The organism is Marinobacter sp. JSM 1782161 (genome assembly GCF_011421605.1).
Lineage (GTDB): Bacteria > Pseudomonadota > Gammaproteobacteria > Pseudomonadales > Oleiphilaceae > Marinobacter_A > Marinobacter_A bohaiensis.
Genome location: NZ_WSSA01000002.1, coordinates 1,107,787 through 1,124,166, shown reverse-complemented (window position 1 = coordinate 1,124,166; position 16,380 = coordinate 1,107,787). Strand labels below are relative to the sequence as shown.

Genomic DNA, 16,380 nt, shown 5'->3' with positions numbered 1-16,380 from the left:
TACTATGAGTTTCCATAAAATCTGCGTCATTGGGTTGGGTTATATTGGCCTGCCAACGGCGGCCGTGATCGCCTCACGGCAAAAACATGTCGTTGGCGTTGATATCGATCAGCACGCTGTTGATACCATCAACAAGGGCGAGATCCACATTGTGGAGCCTGATCTCGATATGCTCGTGCACGCCTCAGTGAAAGAGGGTTATCTGCAGGCGACGATCGAGCCTGAGCCCGCCGACGCTTTCCTCATTGCTGTCCCCACCCCCTTGGTTTCCGGGAATCAGCCGGACCTGTCGTATATCGACAAGGCCGCAGAGCGCCTTGCACCGGTTCTTAAAGTGGGCGACCTCGTTATTCTCGAGTCAACTTCGCCAGTGGGTACGACTGAACGCATGGCGGAGATGCTTGCAGAAGCGCGTTCTGATCTTTCGTTTCCTCAAACTGCGGGTGACTCGGCTGACATTAATATTGCGCATTGCCCAGAGCGGGTGATGCCGGGGCAGGTCATCCACGAGCTGGTCCATAACGATCGCATCATTGGCGGGCTCAGCAGCCGCTGCGCTGACAGGGCAAAATCGCTCTACGAGCTCTTTGTGTCCGGGAAGTGCATCACAACGGATGTTCGTAGCGCGGAGATGTGCAAACTCGCGGAAAACAGCTTTCGGGATGTAAACATAGCATTCGCCAATGAGTTGTCGGTGATTTGTGACAAGTTGGGTGTTTCGGTCTGGGAGCTGATTCGGCTAGCCAACCTGCATCCGAGGGTAAATATCCTGAACCCTGGGCCGGGCGTGGGCGGCCACTGTATCGCCATCGACCCTTGGTTTGTGGTCTCCCAGGCGACATCGGAAGCGCGTTTAATCCGCCAGGCCAGGGATGTGAACGACGATCAGCCAGGAAAGGTCATTGCAAAAATCAAAGAACAGCTATCGGCCCTGCAGCCTGATAAAGAAAACGTGTCCGTCGGCCTGTTCGGCCTGACATACAAAGCTAATACGGATGACATGCGGAATAGCCCGGCTGCTCAGATAGCCAACATTTTGGCAGAAAATAGTGACCTTACCTTACTTGCAGTCGAGCCAAACCTTGCAAGGCGCCCGGCGGAGCTGAAGGTTTCCGTCGAATTAGTTGGCGCGGAATCGGCTCTGCAGGCTGATGTTGTTGTCGTTCTGGTTCCGCACAAGCAGTTTGAGAGCTTATTGGCATCGTTTCGCGATCACGCCCGTGTGATGGACTTTTGCGGACTGCTCAATCGTCATTAAATAGAAGATATATAGAGAGACAGGCATGATTGATTTTTTTAAGGACAAGACCGTTCTCGTTACAGGTGGCTGCGGCACGGTTGGCCAGGAGCTGGTGAATCAGTTGATTCATAAGTACAGCGTCAACGAGTTGGTCGTGCTTGACAACAACGAGAGCGAGCTTTTCTATCAGACCGAGAAGTATCGTGACCATTCGCACGTCCATTTTTTCCTGTGTGACATCCGGGATGAAAGTGCGCTGACGCGGAAAATGGAAGGTGTTGATATCGTCTTCCATACTGCAGCATTCAAGCACGTTATCCTGTGTGAGCAGGTACCCCATGAGGCGGTCCAAACCAACATCATGGGCGTCGACAATGTTGTTCGCGCTGCGGTGAATGCGGGCGTTTCAAAGGTGATTTTCACGAGCTCGGACAAGGCGGTGAACCCCACTAACGTCATGGGAACTTCCAAGTTGATGGGAGAACGTTTGACGACTGCCGCCAACGTCGAGTTCCGCAAGTCCGGCTGTATTTTCGCCTCCACCCGCTTCGGCAACGTCCTTGGATCCCGGGGTTCCGTTATTCCCATCTTCCGCGAACAGGTCCGCAATGGCCGCCCTCTGACGCTGACGCATGAGGGGATGACGCGCTTTATCATGAGTGTGGAAGAGTCCGTCCAACTGATCATCGATTCCGCGATGCTGGCCAAAGGCGGCGAGGTTTTTGTGACCAAGATGCCGGTGATCCGGATCAAGGATCTGGCGGAGGTCATGATTGATAAGCTGGCTGCTGACTATGGACATGATCCAAAGAGTATTGAGATCCAGGAAATAGGCGTTAAGCCTGGAGAAAAGCTTTACGAAGAACTCATGACCGGCGAAGAGACGGGAAGGGCGATTGAGCTTGAGCGGTATTTTGTCATCAAGCCCGCGATCATGAAGCGGTTTGCCGACATCGATTACAGCTATGAAGGCATCGTGTCTGACAAAGTGGAAAACCCATACAACTCAGCTAATGAAGCCGCGCTGGATCATGACGAGCTCGCGCAATTCCTGACAGACAACAAATTGCTCTGATGCCACTTGTGCCGTGCGGTCTTATGGCAACAAACTGATTTAATAAGATTTCTGGAGTTTTATATGCATATTGTGATTCTTGGTGGTGACGGATACCTGGGGTGGCCGACAGCTATGTACTTCTCTGCGCGCGGTCATGAGGTGACCGTCGTGGACAACTATCTGCGTCGCAACAACTGCCAGGATCTGGATGTGGGCATGCTTTACCCGGTCCCCACGCTCATGGAGCGCGCCAAGATCTGGCACGAGAAAACTGGCTACGAGATCAAAGTGGTAATCGGCGATCTGGCCGAGCCTCAGGTGATGCGTTCACTGTTTGACGGTTCCGTTAGTTACAACTGGTGCGTGAACAAGACGTTCACCGGCATTCCCGAGACGGTCATTCATTACGCGGAGCAGCCCTCAGCGCCGTTCTCACTGATCGACTATGCTCATGCCGACCAGACGATCGTCAACAACCTGCGCGTCACGAATAACCTGATGTTCGCGGTCCGTGATTTCTCACGTGACACCCACATCATCAAACTGGGCACGATGGGCGAATACGGCACTCCCAACATCGACATCGAAGAAGGTTGGCTCGAAATCGAGCACAAGGGCCGGAAAGGAAAGTTCTTGTTCCCTCGCGCTGCAGGTTCGATTTATCACACCACCAAAGTGATGGATACCGATCTTCTCTGGTTTGGCGTTCGCATGTGGGATCTTAAGGTAACGGACCTCATGCAAGGCCCGGTCTATGGTATTGAAACCGAAGAGGCCGCCATCGATCCGCGCCTGAACACGATCTTCAACTACGACGAAGTCTTCGGAACCATCGTCAACCGCTTTATCGTCCAGGCAGTAGTTGACTATCCGCTGACGGTCTACGGCAAAGGCGGACAAACGCGTGGCTACCTGAACCTCAAGGATACGCTGCAGTGCGTCCATCATTCGGAAATGAGCCCGGCAAAGGCTGGTGAACTTCGGATCTTCAACCAGATCATGGAAACCTTCTCAGCGAATGATCTTGCAGAGAAAGTTCAGCGGGTTGGTCAGCAACTGGGGTATGACGTTCAGGTGGATCACCTTGAGAACCCTCGCAAAGAAGCTGAAGAGCATTATTACAATCCGACTTATCAAGGCCTGATCGAGCTGGGTGTGAAGCCGCATTATCTGACCGATGAGGTGATGGCTGATATGTTCCGTGTGGTCGAAAGACATAAGGGCTCAATTCGCAAAGATGTTATCTTCAAGGGTATTAAGTGGTAGTGGAAGTTAAGTGATCTTGCTTGGCGTTTAATCAGAGAGTTTTTTGGGGGATCGATGCTAGTTAACAAAAGAATTGTTGTTGTGTTGGGTGCCGGAAGGAGCGGCACTTCTCTTTTGATGAATCTAGCATCTTCTTTGGGGGTTTCCGTATCCGGCGATCTTGTTGGCCCTAATGAAACAAACAAAAAGGGGGCCTTCGAAGATACCAACATCTTAAAGAAAAGCCGCTCTATACTTCGCTATTTTAATCGAAATGGCTCCGCGTTGAGCTTCTTGCCAATGCCTGACAATTGGCTTGATAGCCAGTTCACGAAAGATTCTAGGGAAATTTTACAAGCTCATGTTGAGAGTGAGATGAGGAGATCTCATTTTTGGGGCTTTAAGGAGCCTGTAACTGCAAAGTTACTGCCTCTTTGGAAGAGGATTTTTAAAGATCTCGATGTACATCCGCTTTACCTTGTGAGCTTGAGGCGCCCCTCTGAGGTTGCTGAGTCTTTCAAAAAGGCTTATGGCGTGCCTGCTGAGATTTCCAGTCTTATATGGATCTCGCGATATACTGATGCGATATTGAATGCAGGTTCTGAGCTATATATTTACGATTACGATGACTGGTTTTCAAAGACTGATCAAACAATCGAGCGGCTAGCTGGCGACTTAGATGTGCCTTTGTCGCCGGTAGATAAAAGTCAGTGTAGGGCAATAATAGACGGTAGCTTGAGAACCGCGGTTGCTAATGATGATTCCGATCGTGAGGCTGCTGATTTATATAAAGCTATTCAGTTGTACGCAAACAGTGAGATAACTCTTGAAGAGTTAATTGATTTCGCAAGTCGTAGTAGGGAGTATTTGTCCCGGTATGATTTTCTTCAGTTTTCCGTTGACTCCCTGGGTAAAAAGGCGGATGACTTGTTCCAGAAATTATCTGTAGAGAGGAAGAGGAACGGTGAGTTAAGACGATTGAATAGGGATGTTGCTTTAAAACAAAGCGATCCGTTCCTGTATATAAGAAGGAAAAGAAAGGTTTCCTTTAGCGAGGGGTGGGGTGTTGTTGCGGGCGTGGCTAGTTTTAAAGCTAGGGAAGATGTTTTTCGTGAAAGCATTGAAAGTGTAAAAGATCAATTTGATCATATATATGTTTATTTGAACGGATATGGGGAAGTCCCCGAATTTTTAAAATCTAGTAAGTTTTCTGTCTTTCTTAGCGAAGATTTTGTGGATTTGAGCGCCAATGGAAAGATCTTCAGCTTGAGTGATGTGGGTAGTTGTTATTTCTTTACCCTTGACGATGATATTTTGTATCCACCGGACTATGTTTCAGTCATGGTTGATACATTGCGAAAGTATAACGACAATGTGGGCGTTTCTGTTCATGCGTCGATTTTGCCTGAATATCCGGAATGGTACTATGAGAGGTATGCAATGTATCCGTTCCAAAAAGAGCTTAATAGTGATCGGTTTGTTAACTTGATAGGCTCCGGTACGTTCGCGTTTCATACTGATAGGCTAAAGGTGACCAGTGAAGATTTTTTTCCTGATGTAATGGTTGATCTGCGGTTTTCTATTCTCGCTAAGCAGCAAGGTATGCCGTTAGTTTGTGTTGCACGCCCTGAATACTGGCTCAAAGCCTTGGTTCAGGGAGAAGGGCTTTATCAGGATTTCTTGTTCAAGAAAACGATTCATACCGAGCAAGTTATTGCCCATGCTCCATGGGGGTTTTCTATTTATTCAGATATTGTATTGAATAGTGTTGGTGAAACCTTCGAACATAAAGACGACTACCTGCTGTCCGCTGAGCTTTATGATCAGGAGTTTATCAAAGGGGTGCGAGAGGGCTTTGTTCCCGAAAACTGGCTAGAAACTAAACTGTACCGCTCTAAAGTTGAGGAGCGGGAATTCGCAAAACAGCCCATGGCCAAATATAAGTTAGTCAAGCGTGAGTTGGCCAAATACAAAAAGAATGAAGAAAAGTTGAAGAAGATTCAGCGTTCTCGCGTGTATCGCTTGTCGCTATATATCGCTAAAGCAATCAAGAACCCTTTTTGGGATGCATTTCGATTGCCTTTAAATGTGATCAGGTTGGTCGTGAGAAAATAAAAGTCTTTAAAGGTGTTGTGGGTAGTGATCGTTTCTGAATATAAAGGGTATGTTTTGTGTTAAAGGTTGCGTATCCTCTTGTCTCCGTGATAGTTCCTTTATATAACACGAGAGATTTTATTGTAGAATGCTTAGACTCAGTTTTAAGTCAATCGCAAGAAAAAGTTGAGATTCTTGTCGTTGATGATGGGTCAGAAGACGGCGGTGACGGAATTGTTGAAGACTATGCAAAAAAACATTCATTCATCCAACTGTTTAGGCAGGATCGAAAAAGGCAAGGAGCGGCGCGTAACTTAGCACTTGATCATGCTAATGGCCGCTACGTATCATTTCTGGACTCTGACGATACACTTCCAGTCGATGCACTTAAAAACATGGTCGAAGTGGCAGAGCGCTGTAACAGCGACATGGTTTGCGGCATTCAGCAGTCGTTCAGTCAGTGGCGTCGCTGGGTCGGAGTGCCTGTGCACCAGCGAGAGTTCAACCGTTTGATTGAACGGACGACTCTCGAGGAAATGCCCTCCCTGATTCAGGACATAAGCGCCTGCAATCGACTGATCCGTCGCGAAACTATTGAAAAGCATGCCATGCGTTTTCCGGAGGGCACGGCCGGCGAAGACCTTGATTTCATGGCGAGGATGTACCTGAATTGCGATGTGATCTCGATTGTGCCTGAGGTGGTTTATAACTATCGGGGCCGAACGGATTCCCGCACGAGTCGGATATCCACACAGTTCTTCGAAGATCGCGTTGCCGTCACCGAAGGGCTTGAATCGTCTTTTGGCCAGAAAGACGCACTGCATATTTATAAGCGGCTGTTGCGATCTGAAGTCAGAAAACTGGTGGGGAATCGGTTCAAGAGGGTGATTAATCAGGCCTCGTACGATGAACAATTGGCCGTTTTTGACATCGTAGGTCGACTGATTGGCAAGCTCTCTCCAGCCGATATGCGGTCCGCCGATGACTTCTCGCTTCATGAGCAAATACGCATCATCATGCTCAGTGGGAGGGAGTATGAAGCGCTGGTGGCTTACGAAACGGCTCCGCACTCGCCTCGTTATCTTCATCTTTTGAAGTCCGAAGTCGTGAAAGCGCAACTCTTCGAGCCCATGATGCAGCTTCAGTATGAAGGCGTCGGCCAGTACGAGAAGCTGGCCCAACTGCAGCGGTCAAGGGTGTTTCGACGTCTTAGCGGACTGGCGTTATCAGGCCTTCGGGTTGTTCGGGTACTCCGGCACACCCAGTGGCGGCCCATGTTTCTGTTTCTGGTAGCGCGTGTGCTTTCCGGCCTTCGCGGATGGGTGACGCCCACGCAAAAATCCAACTGGTTGATGGATGAGCGCGTGGGGAGTAGCGCGGAGGACAACGGGTACTTTTTTTTCAAGTACGTTCGTGAAAATCAACCGTCGGTGCCGCTGTATTATGTGATTGATAAGCGGTCACCCCACCGTGATCGGGTCTCTGGATTGGGGCAGGTGGTCGACCGGTATTCATTTCGACATGCGTGGTTGCTTTGTACCGCACGTGTTCTGTTGTCAACGGATAGCTTTCGAGGGCTGGCTTACCCATTTGAACTGTTTCCGCGCTTTTATGAGGACACGCTGAACGTGTTCCTGCAGCATGGTGTGGCGGGGAACAAGACGATGAATTATACCCGTGCCAACTATCCCTATTTTTCGAAGATCGTCATTTCCAATCGCATTGAGCAAGCCTTCCTTACAGAGCCTCACTACGGCTTTCGACCAGACCAGTTGATGCTGACCGGGATCGCGCGCCTCGATAATCTGCCGACCGAGCCACCGGCAGAGCCTAGACGCAAGATCCTGGTTGCCCCCACCTGGCGGCGCTGGTTGCGGGGGCAGGATGCTATTCGCACCAGCCGTTATTACCACGCGTGGAACAGTCTGGTGACCAGTCCGGAGCTGGCAGCGTTGCTGGAGGAGTTCGGTTTTGAACTGTACTTTCGCCCCCATTTCAACATGATGCACTTTATTGATGAGTTTGAGAGTGGAGCAGGGCGGGTGCACATTCTGAGGAACCTGGATGAGCCTCTGCACCAAATGATTGTCGAAGCTGATGTTCTGGTTACCGACTACTCCAGTGTCATGTACGACTTCTTCTACCAGCATAAGCCGGTCATCGGGTACATGTTTGATCGGGTGGAGTGGGAAGCTCAGCCGCCCGGCCCGCCACACCTCGATTACGCTCATGAACTGGCGCTGGACATCACTGAAACTCAGGACGAGGTCCTCTCCAAGCTTCGTGAGACTCTGGCGAATCAGTGTTTTATCACCGACGAGCAAAAGCGCCGGGTCGCCCAATTGTTCGAATACCGTGACGGTGGCAACTGCGAGCGTACGTTCCGGGCTGTGGTTGCGGCGCAAGAGGAAGCAGAAGGTGCCAGGGAGCAACTATGCTCCAATTGATGACTGATTTGCGGCGCTATCGCCATGCGTTGGCCGCGCTCTGGGTCATGGACATCAAATCGACCGTGGCGTCTGCCCGACTCGGCTGGTTGTGGTGGTTTCTGGATCCGTTGGTGATGATGATGATTTATTACTTCATCATTCGGGTTGTCTTTCAGAGAGGTGGAGAAAATTATCACCTCTTTGTGCTGTGTGGGATCGTATCCTGGCAATTCTTTGCCCGTTCCGTATCCTCGTGCGTTGGCGCGATCACAGGGAAACGGGGCATTATCCGCCAGACCAGTACGCCGATGGCGATTCTGATAGCGGTCCCGTGCGCAGTGCAGTTCTTTTTTGCTGCCATCGGCATGGCGATTGTGTCGCTTTGGTCCTATTCCGCATTGGGGGCTCAAACGCTGGCGATTGTGCCTTTGCTGGTGTTGATATTTCTATTGGCTTATGCGGTGGGTGTACTCATGGCGGTGACCCAGGTTTTTCTGGCGGATACCGCGAAGTTTGTCGGATATTTGCTGCGAGCGGGTTTTTTCCTGAGCCCTGTGCTTTATCCAGCTTCGCGGGTGCTCGAAGCTCAGAATGTTCCGGAAGTGGCCAAGACCCTTTTTAACCTGAACCCGATGGCCTGGGTGATTGAGTCGATGCGGGGCGTTGTCCTCGATGGTCAGCTCTTTAATGCGTGGCATTGGCTGGGATGGATGGGGGGAGCCATCTTGGTGTTGCAGCTTGGGTTGATGTATTTGCGGCGATCTTCTAACAGCATTATCAAAAGTTTGTGAATCGGTTCATGAGTCAGTTTATTGTTTCGCTGCATTCGCGTCTGAGTAATCGCAGTGCCCTGGGGGTGTTTAGCCCGGCTCGAGGGCTGGAATACGTGCAGATTGAAGACCTGTCGGACGAGCCGCTCGCACCTCAACTTCGTGGGCTATGCGCTGTCGGCGAGCGCCTTTACGTTGCAACACCCACGTCGATTCGGGTTTATGAGGTTGATCGCGACGCCGGCGAGGCGGCGCCTATATTTGTTCTTGTTCAAACCCTTCGGCTTCCAGACTGGCAACTCGCTCAGAGTCCCGCTGATGGCCTTCTCGCTCTGTTCTATTGTGCAAAAAGGGAGCGGTTGCTGGTGGCGTTCAACAAGCTGGCCTGCGTGGACGAGCTGGATCTCGATGGTCATTTGTTGGCGCGTCGGCATCTGTGGACGCTTGCGCCGGACCATTTTGGGGTCTCCCACTCAGCAGGACATATAAGGGGGTTGTTTGAAGGCCCTGACGACGATGTGCTGGTCACCGTAGCATTTGCAAATGGGACGGATGAAGGGCTGGTGTTTCGTTACGACACCGGGGAGGTTGTGGCTGAGGGGCTGCCTACGCCCCACTCGGGAGCTCTCAGCCCAAGGGCACTAGCAGTTTTGGATGTTCAGGATGCGGCGTTGCGGATTCAGCCTTTGGGGTCGGGGGGCGCTCCGCAAACTCGCGTATTCGCACCGTTGCTTGAAGGCGAAACGCGACCCATCAAGGCGAGAGGCCTGTGGTATGCCGATGGTCGTTTTTACGCAGGGGCCTGCAATTTTTCGGCGGATCCTGCCGAGAAGCTCGAGCCGTGCATCATGTCGTTTTCTGAAACGGGAGCAGAGGCCCAGACCCACCGACTTCCGGGTATCGACGGTCTGGTTGCTCCTGCACCCTTTTATTTTGCAGCGCATCCGGCGGGGTTGCCAAAGCCTTCCTGGGAAGGAACGCGGATTCTGAACCTGGCGCCAGAAGAGCCGGCTGTGCCGGATAACAAAAAGGCATTAGAAGACCCATCCGGTACCGGACATGACGAGGACAACGATCAGGATGTGGGGCCGGAATCCCAACTCTTGCAGGAATCGGTAACAGGTCAGCAGCACTCGCCCGGCGACAAGCCCGTGATTACCGTGGATACCGTATCCCTGGCATACAGACGGGTATCGAAGGTACATCACTGGTTTGGTCGAGACCGGCATCGTGGCGATTTTCGTGCTTTGAAAGACGTGTCGTTGGAGATTCATCGCGGTGATGTGGTGGGACTGGTCGGGCGAAATGGTTCCGGCAAGAGCACGATGGGAATGCTATTGGCGGGAATTCTGCAGCCTGATACAGGTAAGGTAGAGCGGAAGGGCAAGGCGCAGCTGTTGTCTCTTGGAGTCGGCTTCAACAACGAGCTATCGGGCAGGGACAATGTGATGGTCAACGCCTCGTTGCTGGGGTTGTCCCGGCGTCAGATTCGTGAGCACTTTGACGAAATTGTGGAATTTGCTGAGCTTGGGGACTTTATTGAAGAGCCGGTAAGAACTTACTCCGCGGGCATGCGAAGTCGCCTGGCGTTCGGTATCGCAACGGTGATCAAGCCCGACGTACTGATTCTGGATGAGGTATTGTCGACTGGCGATGATGCGTTCAGGCACAAGGCTGAGGCCCGAATGCGCCAGATGCGGGAGCATGCCAATACCGTGGTGATGGTGTCCCACAGTGCCGGCCAGATTCGTAAGCTGTGTAATCAGGTCGTCTGGCTGGAGCGGGGTAACCTGATGATGACCGGTCGACCGGATGACGTGATGCTGGAATACCGGGCGTTCTGTGATAACCCAGACCAGTGGCTGGCAGATCATCCAGGCATTGCTGACCGGCTCAAATAAGATGGCTCAGCGAGATGGCAGGCACCCTACTGTATTGATGTTGGCCCCGGTTCACAGGAATTGGGGGAATCGGGTAGTACGCGAAGCTGAAACTCTAGCTGAGGCAGGCTACGCCGTGACCGCTTTGATGCGGTGCGAGCAGGGTAAGGCAGAAAAGAACGGTGTGACCTACATCCCGGCGCCGCGTGCCGGAAGTCGGATCGGGCGTTTTGTGAAGTTGCCTTTGGTACTTTGGCAAGCCCTTCTGATTCGTGCAGACATCTATCACCTCCACAACCCGGATATGATCCCGCTTGCTTTTTGCTTGAGGCTGCTTGGCAAACGAGTGATCTACGACACCCATGAAGATTATTCCCGCCGCTTGATGGCGAGGCAGTGGTTGCCCAAATACCTTCGTAGGCCATTAAGCTGGATTATATCCTTCGCAGAGCGATCACTGAGCCGTTTGGTTCAGGCTGCATTTGTTACCCAGGACAACCAACTGTCTACGTTTTCTTCCAGGACACACCTGCTGCGTAACGCACCGTCTATTCCGGAGAAGATGCGTCAGGACGTTTTGGTAACCGCGGGGCAGGTGCAGCGTGATGAGCAAGTGTTTCGTCTCGTTTACGCGGGCGGGCTGTCACCAGGCCGCGGGTTGTTCGTCATGGTCGACGCGCTCGATCGTCTTAATAGCGAAGGCGTTGCTGTGCGGCTTTGGTTGATGGGACCAGAGCTAGAGCCCTGTCTCGTGCGGGCAGAGGAAAGACGGGGATGGGCGTATGTGGACTATCTCGGCATGCAGCAGCATGAAAGCGTATTTGCGCACATGGTGCGGTCGGATGCGGGGCTTGCCGTATTGAGTGACGTTGGTGACCACGCAACGGCGAGACCCAGCAAGCTCTTTGAGTACATGGCTTGGGGACTGCCCTTTATAGCCACGAACTTTCCGGTTTGGAGAGCTTTCGTCGAAGGCAAAGGTGGTTTATGGGTAGAGCCGGATAGTGTTGAAGTGCTGGTGAAGGCCATCCGTCGCCTACACAGTGAGGAGGGGCTCAGGTGTACGTTGTCGGAGGAGGGAAAGAGCTTTGCCAAAACGTTCGACTGGGCAGAAGAGAGTAGGATTTTGTTAAGTGTATACAGGGAATTACGTTGACCGCTTAATGTCTAGATGTTCGCTCAAGCAGATCTGGAGTTTTATCGCTTGCCTTTGAAAATTTTACTGGTGACTTATTATTTCCCGCCTGATCTTTCTGCGGGATCTTTTCGCGCCAAGGCGCTCGTTGAGGCGATGCTTCGAAAGACAGGCACCGATATTCAGATCGATGTGTTGACGACCGAACCTAACCGGTATCGCTCCCATACCCCGGAGAACGTAGGAGCAGAGGATCCCCGTTATTCACTGACTCGCCTATCTTTACCAAAACAACGCTGGGGTATTTTGGGGCAGATTCGGTCGTTTATCCGGTTTGCTCGTTTGAGCCGTCGTGCGACCAAAAGCGCTCAGTACGATGTTGTGATTGCCACATCATCGCGGTTAATGACGGCGGTACTTGGACGTTATCTGGCTTCGCGACTCCAGGCCCGGTTATATCTGGATATTCGGGACATCTTCGTGGAAACGATTGGCGACGTGTTTCCCCGTCCTCTGGTCGGCCCCATGCTACGGGTGTTTAGTAGGCTCGAACGATACGCCATCGATAAGGCGGATCGGGTCAATCTGGTATCTCGTGGATTTCTTACCTACTTCCAAGTTCGTTACAACCGACGGGACTATCGTTTTTTTACCAATGGGGTGGATCAGGAATTCCTCGATGCTGCCCGTTTCCAGTGTGCTGAGCCCCCAGCGGTTGGAGTGCGCGTTGTAGAGATTGTGTATGCTGGCAACATTGGTGCGGGGCAGGGGCTGGAGATGGTGGTTCCGGACCTTGCAAAACGTCTTCAGGGCCGAGCACATTTTACCGTCATTGGCGACGGAGGCACTCTACAGAGGCTTATGGAGAGTTGTGCCAATGTTGGGGCCGATGTCACTTTTGTGGGAGCGGTGCCGCGGTCGCAATTGATGGAGCAATATCGGCGCGCGGACGTGCTTTTCCTACACCTCAATGACGTGCCGGCCTTTGAAAGAGTTCTGCCCTCTAAAATTTTCGAGTATGCCGCTACTGGTAAACCGGTGCTTGCCGGTGTGAGTGGGTATGCGCGCCAGTTTCTCGAAACTGAAGTGGAGGGGGCTTGTGTTTTTGATCCCACCAATGTTGACGCTGCTGTCAGTGCGTTCGAGGCTTTGGATATTCGGCCTTATGAGCGTCCCTTATTTATCGAGAAATTTGCACGTGAACGCATTATGGATGATATGGCCAGTGACATTCTTACATTGGCACAAGGGGATTCCGTGTGATTGAGGTGGGTTCCGGTGGTATCAATAGAAAGGTGCTTGTAACGGGCGCAACCGGGTTCGTTGGGGATTCACTGATCCGGTATCTCGCGCAGTCATCAGGGTTTGAAGTTCGAGCTGCCTGCCGAAAGCGGATTGAATCTCCGGCACAAAATATCTTCTGCATGGCCGGTTGTGATTTATCGAACGATGACCATTGGCCCGACGCGCTGGCAGGTATGGGGAGCGTCGTTCATTGTGCAGCTTTGACGTCATCTGCGGGAGTGGCGGAAGAGCTGGTCTATAGAATCAATGTTGAGGGGACTTTGCGAGTGGCACGATTGGCTGCCGAGGCCGGTGTGAGCCGCTTTGTTTTCATAAGCTCGCTCAAAGTAAACGGTGAGTCGACCTCCGGGCGCGGCCCTTTTAATGAGAGCAGTGTTCCCAGCCCTGAGGATCCATACGCGAGGTCAAAATGGGATGCTGAACAGGGGCTGATGGAAATAGCCCGCTCGACGGATATGGACGTTATTATCGTGCGTTGTCCACTGATTTACGGATACGGTGTAAAGGGCAACTTCGAGATATTGATGAGGTTGGCCGCGTCAGGATGGCCACTTCCGTTCGGCGGAATAGAAAACGCGAGAAGTTTTCTGTTCATCGATAATCTATGTGATTTTCTCGCTACGGTGTTGGCTGTCGATTTTGCGTCTAGTCAGCTTTTCCTTTTGAGTGACGGGTACGATCCTTCTAGTTCGGAGCTGATTCGCTTGATGAGGGCTGCTTTGGGACGCCGAGCGGGTCTATTTCGTTTTCCCTGGCGATGGGTCAGGCCTTTGGTCTGCCTTGCCCAGAAAGAGGCAATGATCGAGAGACTGACAGGCTCACTTCAACTGGACTCAAGCAAGGCGCAAGAGGTCCTTGGTTGGAAGGCTCCGATAGAATTTGAAGAAGGCATACGAAAGACAATGGCCAGTTCTGGCGCTATCCAATCGTAAGGATGGTTACATCATCTCTAGTCTGCTCTTGAGAACGTGCCAGAGAGTCATTCAAAGGCGAAACTACAATATGCTCCGATTTTTCGACTTCTTCTTTTCTTTGCTTGGTTTGTTGGTGCTATCACCGGTTATAGGGACTCTCTATGTTTTCGGTTTGTGTGATACAGGATCCCCTATTTTTCGTCAAGAGCGAGTAGGGCAACACGGTCGTTCATTTACCTTGTTAAAGTTCAGAACGATGACTGTAGGCACGCAGTCGGTTGCGAGCCATCTTGCAAGTGTCGATGCCATTACTCCATTTGGACGTTTTCTGCGGCGAACTAAGTTGGACGAGCTCCCACAACTCTGGAACGTGTTTAAAGGGGAAATGAGTCTGGTTGGACCCAGACCTTGTTTGTTCAGCCAGTCAGAGCTGATAAAAGAACGACGTCTTCGTGGTGTGTTGAGTGTGCGGCCAGGTATTACAGGCTTAGCCCAGATCAGAGGGATTGACATGTCGACTCCTCGTTTGCTCGCAGAGACCGATGCGGCGATGCTGGAATCATTAAGCATCATTTCTTATTTCCGCTATCTTTACTTGACCCTTCGCGGAGAGGGGCGCGGAGATCGAGTAAGGTAGCCGTTCTAGCCGATGTGATCGCTGACGAGTCGCTCAAGGTTGGGAGGGCAAAATGGGAGGCTGTTGGGAGATGGTGGTCCAGGTTCGTTCGCCGTATAGTTCTGGATATCACAGTTCCGTGATCCAGGCGTTGCCTGAAAAGGGAATTTAATTGAGTGGATGATCGATAATGAGTGCAAAGTTGGCCGTAATCGGTTTGGGATACGTTGGGCTTCCTCTTGCTGCGGCGTTTGGCGGGAAATATTCAGTTGTTGGCTTTGACGTTGACTCTGCCCGGATAGCCCAGCTTAATGACGGTTATGATCGAACCCGTGAAGTAACGAAAGAGGAGCTGGCCCAGGCTCCGGGGCTGACGTTTACGAGTCGGCTGAGTGATCTTTCTGACTGCCAGATCTACATCGTCACCGTCCCCACCCCCATCGACGAATTCAAAACCCCCGACCTGACCCCTTTGATCAAAGCCAGCGAAACCGTTGGCCAGGTTCTGAAAAAGGGCGATATCGTGATTTACGAGTCGACCGTTTATCCAGGGGCGACGGAAGAAGTCTGTGTGCCGGTGCTGGAGCGTTTGTCCGGTCTGACGTTCAACCAGGATTTCTTTGCCGGCTACAGCCCGGAGCGTATTAATCCCGGCGACAAGGAACACCGGGTGACCACCATCAAGAAAGTCACCTCGGGGTCTACTCCCGAGATTGCCGATGAAGTGGATACGCTCTATGCGTCGGTGATTACCGCCGGCACCCATAAAACCAGTTCTATTCGTGTCGCCGAAGCGGCCAAGGTGATCGAGAACACGCAGCGGGACGTGAATATCGCCCTGATGAACGAACTGGCGATGATCTTTTCCCGCCTCGGAATCGATACCCATGAAGTGCTCGCCGCATCCGGCACCAAATGGAATTTCCTGCCGTTTCGCCCGGGCCTGGTGGGCGGGCACTGTATCGGTGTGGATCCGTATTACCTGACCCATAAAGCCCAGGCCATCGGGCATCACCCGGAAATGATCCTGGCCGGGCGCCGCATCAACGATGCCATGGGTGCCTATGCGGCGTCGGAGCTGGTCAAGGCCATGATCCGGAAAGGTCATACCATCGCCGGCGCGCGCATTCTGATGTTGGGCATGACGTTCAAGGAAAATTGTCCGGATTTGCGCAATACCAAAGTGATTGATGTTGTGCGGGAACTGCAGGACTTCGGTTGCCAGGTGGAAGTGTCGGATGCCTGGGCCAGCAGCGAAGAGTCGGAGCATGAATACGGCATTGCTTTATGCCAGTCTCCCCAGCCGTCGACATACGATGCGGTGATAATGACTGTGCCGCATCGTGAATATATCGAAATGGGCAGCGATGCTATTCGTGGGTATTTGCGGTCCGGCGGTATTTTCTACGATCTGAAAGGGATGTTTCCGAAAGCCGAGTCGGATTTGAGGCTTTAGTTCTTTTAGAGCCCTTAACATATGTTAAGGAAATCGGGTCATTGAACATGAGAGGGCAGAAATAGTGGCCCTCTTTTTCGTTAAATGCTCACATTTACTTACCTGTTTGAATTGCCTTGGTGCCAACACTACACTATTATTCGACCGTCAGATATTTGCTCGGCAAGAACGGTGAAAGCCGTCCATTGCTTTCCCTTTCGAATAATAGAAACTTCACAGTAACCGACGCTCCACGGCAA

Annotated in this window: 12 protein-coding genes; all 12 read left to right on the top strand. The window is 51.8% G+C overall.

Going from position 1 to position 16,380, the window contains the following annotated elements; genetic code table 11:
- The first annotated feature begins 4 nt into the window (after window positions 1-4).
- A complete protein-coding gene (wecC, locus tag GQB00_RS04940) occupies window positions 5-1,258 on the top strand; it encodes a UDP-N-acetyl-D-mannosamine dehydrogenase (RefSeq protein WP_165855398.1) in 1,254 nt (417 codons plus the stop codon).
- Between the two features lie 25 nt (window positions 1,259-1,283).
- The gene (locus tag GQB00_RS04935) at window positions 1,284-2,315 is read left to right on the top strand and encodes an SDR family NAD(P)-dependent oxidoreductase (protein ID WP_165855397.1); all 1,032 of its coding nucleotides are present in this window, start codon (window positions 1,284-1,286) and stop codon (window positions 2,313-2,315) included.
- A 63-nt stretch (window positions 2,316-2,378) separates the two neighbouring features.
- Window positions 2,379-3,563, top strand: a complete 1,185-nt coding sequence (locus tag GQB00_RS04930) for an NAD-dependent epimerase/dehydratase family protein (protein ID WP_165855396.1) — start codon at window positions 2,379-2,381, stop codon at window positions 3,561-3,563.
- Window positions 3,564-3,617: 54 nt separating this feature from the next.
- Complete coding sequence (locus GQB00_RS04925) at window positions 3,618-5,657, top strand: glycosyltransferase (RefSeq protein WP_165855395.1); 2,040 nt, start codon at window positions 3,618-3,620, stop codon at window positions 5,655-5,657.
- 56 nt (window positions 5,658-5,713) lie between these two features.
- A complete protein-coding gene (locus GQB00_RS21995; RefSeq protein WP_165855394.1) occupies window positions 5,714-8,083 on the top strand; it encodes a bifunctional glycosyltransferase/CDP-glycerol:glycerophosphate glycerophosphotransferase in 2,370 nt (789 codons plus the stop codon).
- The gene (locus GQB00_RS04915) at window positions 8,071-8,856 is read left to right on the top strand and encodes an ABC transporter permease (RefSeq protein WP_165855393.1); all 786 of its coding nucleotides are present in this window, start codon (window positions 8,071-8,073) and stop codon (window positions 8,854-8,856) included. The genes GQB00_RS21995 and GQB00_RS04915 overlap by 13 nt, the downstream gene beginning before the upstream one ends.
- An 8-nt stretch (window positions 8,857-8,864) precedes the next feature.
- Window positions 8,865-10,736 (top strand): ABC transporter ATP-binding protein, encoded by a 1,872-nt coding sequence (locus GQB00_RS21710; protein WP_207950611.1) that lies wholly within the window; start codon window positions 8,865-8,867, stop codon window positions 10,734-10,736.
- A 1-nt stretch (window position 10,737) separates the two neighbouring features.
- Window positions 10,738-11,871, top strand: coding sequence for a glycosyltransferase (locus tag GQB00_RS04905; RefSeq protein WP_323127279.1), 1,134 nt, complete (start codon window positions 10,738-10,740; stop codon window positions 11,869-11,871).
- 15 nt (window positions 11,872-11,886) lie between these two features.
- On the top strand, window positions 11,887-13,113 hold the full coding sequence (locus GQB00_RS04900; protein ID WP_207950610.1) for a glycosyltransferase family 4 protein: 1,227 nt from the start codon (window positions 11,887-11,889) through the stop codon (window positions 13,111-13,113).
- The gene (locus GQB00_RS04895; RefSeq protein WP_165855391.1) at window positions 13,110-14,087 is read left to right on the top strand and encodes an NAD-dependent epimerase/dehydratase family protein; all 978 of its coding nucleotides are present in this window, start codon (window positions 13,110-13,112) and stop codon (window positions 14,085-14,087) included. Before GQB00_RS04900 ends, GQB00_RS04895 begins: the two co-directional genes overlap by 4 nt.
- A gap of 70 nt (window positions 14,088-14,157) precedes the next feature.
- Window positions 14,158-14,706 carry a sugar transferase gene (locus GQB00_RS04890; protein WP_165855390.1) on the top strand — a complete coding sequence of 183 codons (549 nt, stop codon included), beginning with the start codon at window positions 14,158-14,160 and terminating at the stop codon, window positions 14,704-14,706.
- Between the two features lie 169 nt (window positions 14,707-14,875).
- Window positions 14,876-16,141 (top strand): Vi polysaccharide biosynthesis UDP-N-acetylglucosamine C-6 dehydrogenase TviB, encoded by a 1,266-nt coding sequence (gene tviB / locus GQB00_RS04885; protein ID WP_165855389.1) that lies wholly within the window; start codon window positions 14,876-14,878, stop codon window positions 16,139-16,141.
- Window positions 16,142-16,380: the final 239 nt, after the last annotated feature.

Excerpts from the sequence above, each read along its gene's own strand:
- GQB00_RS04890 (WP_165855390.1), top strand. The coding sequence starts at position 14,158 with ATGCTCCGATTTTTCGACTTCTTCTTTTCTTTGCTTGGTTTGTTGGTG.
- GQB00_RS04915 (WP_165855393.1), top strand. The coding sequence starts at position 8,071 with ATGCTCCAATTGATGACTGATTTGCGGCGCTATCGCCATGCGTTGGCC.
- tviB (WP_165855389.1), top strand. The coding sequence starts at position 14,876 with ATGAGTGCAAAGTTGGCCGTAATCGGTTTGGGATACGTTGGGCTTCCT.
- wecC (WP_165855398.1), top strand. The coding sequence starts at position 5 with ATGAGTTTCCATAAAATCTGCGTCATTGGGTTGGGTTATATTGGCCTG.
- GQB00_RS04930 (WP_165855396.1), top strand. The coding sequence starts at position 2,379 with ATGCATATTGTGATTCTTGGTGGTGACGGATACCTGGGGTGGCCGACA.
- GQB00_RS21710 (WP_207950611.1), top strand. The coding sequence starts at position 8,865 with ATGAGTCAGTTTATTGTTTCGCTGCATTCGCGTCTGAGTAATCGCAGT.
- GQB00_RS04905 (WP_323127279.1), top strand. The coding sequence starts at position 10,738 with ATGGCTCAGCGAGATGGCAGGCACCCTACTGTATTGATGTTGGCCCCG.
- GQB00_RS04925 (WP_165855395.1), top strand. The coding sequence starts at position 3,618 with ATGCTAGTTAACAAAAGAATTGTTGTTGTGTTGGGTGCCGGAAGGAGC.
- GQB00_RS04935 (WP_165855397.1), top strand. The coding sequence starts at position 1,284 with ATGATTGATTTTTTTAAGGACAAGACCGTTCTCGTTACAGGTGGCTGC.
- GQB00_RS04900 (WP_207950610.1), top strand. The coding sequence starts at position 11,887 with ATGTTCGCTCAAGCAGATCTGGAGTTTTATCGCTTGCCTTTGAAAATT.